General features: G+C 69.5%; 4 protein-coding genes. All 4 read right to left on the reverse strand.

Annotation, left to right across the window (positions count from 1 at the left end):
* A partial coding sequence (locus DW309_RS17940) for an EscU/YscU/HrcU family type III secretion system export apparatus switch protein (protein WP_205812856.1) occupies positions 1–230 on the reverse strand: 230 nt, incomplete at its 3' end.
* Positions 227–988, reverse strand: coding sequence for a flagellar biosynthetic protein FliR (locus DW309_RS17945; RefSeq protein ID WP_136046146.1), 762 nt, complete (start codon positions 986–988; stop codon positions 227–229). The genes DW309_RS17945 and DW309_RS17940, both read right to left, overlap by 4 nt.
* Before the next feature lie 4 nt (positions 989–992).
* A complete protein-coding gene (gene fliQ, locus DW309_RS17950; protein WP_136029649.1) occupies positions 993–1,265 on the reverse strand; it encodes a flagellar biosynthesis protein FliQ in 273 nt (90 codons plus the stop codon).
* Positions 1,262–2,020, reverse strand: a complete 759-nt coding sequence (gene fliP / locus DW309_RS17955) for a flagellar type III secretion system pore protein FliP (protein ID WP_136046147.1) — start codon at positions 2,018–2,020, stop codon at positions 1,262–1,264. Before fliP ends, fliQ begins: the two co-directional genes overlap by 4 nt.

Consider the following 2,020-nt stretch of genomic DNA (forward strand, 5'->3'; position numbering starts at 1 on the left):
AGCGCGGCCTCGGGCGACGGCGCCCGCATCAGCGAGGTGAGCGAGATGAGCTGCTCGGTGCCCGCGGCGGTGCCCGCAGCGATCGCGGCGGGCATCATGACGGCCGCGGCGCCGATGCCGAGCCACGCCGTGAGGTCCTGGCTGCGGGCGAGGCGGCCCTTCTGCCGGGCTTCGCGCAGGTGCTTGTCTGTCGCCTTCTCGCTGCGCTCCCCGCTGTCGGCGTCGCTCACGGCGTCACCCCCTGCATCAGCCGGAAGGCCTGGGAGGCGAGCGCGTCGATGATGCCGGGGAACGCCACGTACACGGCGCCGGCGAGCAGCAGCGTCAGCAGGATCTTCACCGGGAAGCCCATCGCGAACGCGTTGAGCGCGGGGGCGACCCGGGTGATCAGGCCGAGGCCCACGTCGGCCAGGAACAGCACGAGCACGAGCGGGCCCGCGATCTGCACGGCCGCGAGCACCATCTGCGACACCCCGTCGACGAGCAGCTCGACGGGTCCGGCGACCGCGAAGACGCCGTCGACCGGCACCGCGTCGAAGCTGCGCGCGAGCCCCGCGAGGATCAGCTGGTAGCCGCCGGAGGCGAACAGCAGCGTCAGCGCCGTCAGGTGGAACAGGCGGGTGAACTGGGCGCCGTTGACCATCGCCGCCGGGTCGAACGCCTGGGCGAGTTGGAACCCGCCGAACACGTCGATCAGGCTGCCGGCGGCCTGCAGCGCCGCGAAGCACATCATCACCAGGAAGCCCAGCAGCGCACCGGTGAGCACCTGGAGCACGAGCGCGCCGAGGAACGCGCCGGTGTCCAGCGGCTCGTAGCCGGGGGCGACGGCCGCGCCCACCGCGAGGGACAGCCCGATCGACAGCATGGCCTTCACGCGCACCGGGATCGCGCCGTAGGAGAACGGCGGAGCGATCATGATGAACGCCGTGATGCGCACGGCCGCGAGCATCGTGGCCTCCAGCCACGCGAAGTCGATCGGGATGTACACGCGCTCACCCGCTCAGCAGCGCCGGGATCCGGGCGAACATCTCGTTCGTGAAGGCGATGATCTCCGCGATCATCCAGTTGCCGGCGATCAGCAGGGCGATGCCGACCGCGACGATCTTCGGCACGAACGACAGCGTCACCTCCTGCACCTGGGTGATGGACTGCAGCAGCGAGATCGCGAAGCCCACCACGAGCGCGGTCACCAGCATGGGCGCGGCGAGCTTGGCCGCGATGAGCAGCCCCTGCGCGCCGATGTCGAGCACGGCCTCCGGGCTCATCCCACACCTCCGTAGCTCTCCAGGAGGGCCTTGATGATGAGCCCCCAGCCGTCCACGAGGATGAACAGCAGGATCTTGAACGGCAGCGAGATCATGACCGGCGGGAGCATCATCATGCCCATCGACATCAGCGCGGCCGCCACGACCAGGTCGATCACCAGGAACGGCACGAAGATCACGAAGCCGATGATGAACGCGGCCCGCAGCTCCGAGATCATGAACGCGGGGATCAGCGTGTACATCGGCACGCTCGCCGCGTCGTCGGGGTTGTCCTGACCGGCCATGCGGGTCATGAGCGCGAGGTCCTCCTCGCGCGTGTAGTGCAGCATCCACTCGCGCAGCGGGCCCTGGCCGATGTCGACCGCCTGCGTGAACGTGAGGGCGCCGTCGATGTAGGGCTGCACCGCGAGCGTGTTGATCTCGGTGAGCACGGGCCACATGATGAACAGCGACAGGAACAGCGACAGGCCCGCCAGCACCTGGTTCGGCGGGATCGTCGGAAGCGACAGCGCGTTGCGGGTCATCGCCAGCACCACGAAGATCTTCGTGAACGACGACATCATCAGCAGCAGCGCCGGAGCGACCGACAGCAGCGTGATGCCGAGCAGCGTGAGGATGGAGCCGGACGGGCTGCCGTCGACGCCGTTGATGTCGATCGAGACGCCCTCGCCCTGGTCGTCGGGCAGCACCTCGGCGTGCGCGGGACCGCCGCTGCACAGCACGAGCACCGCGACCACGAGCAGCACCGCGGCGAT

It is taken from the genome of Microbacterium sp. K41 (assembly GCF_004794395.1).
GTDB lineage: Bacteria > Actinomycetota > Actinomycetes > Actinomycetales > Microbacteriaceae > Microbacterium > Microbacterium sufflavum.

Coding starts and splice junctions, on each gene's coding strand:
- fliQ (WP_136029649.1), bottom strand. CDS start 1,265: ATGAGCCCGGAGGCCGTGCTCGACATCGGCGCGCAGGGGCTGCTCATC.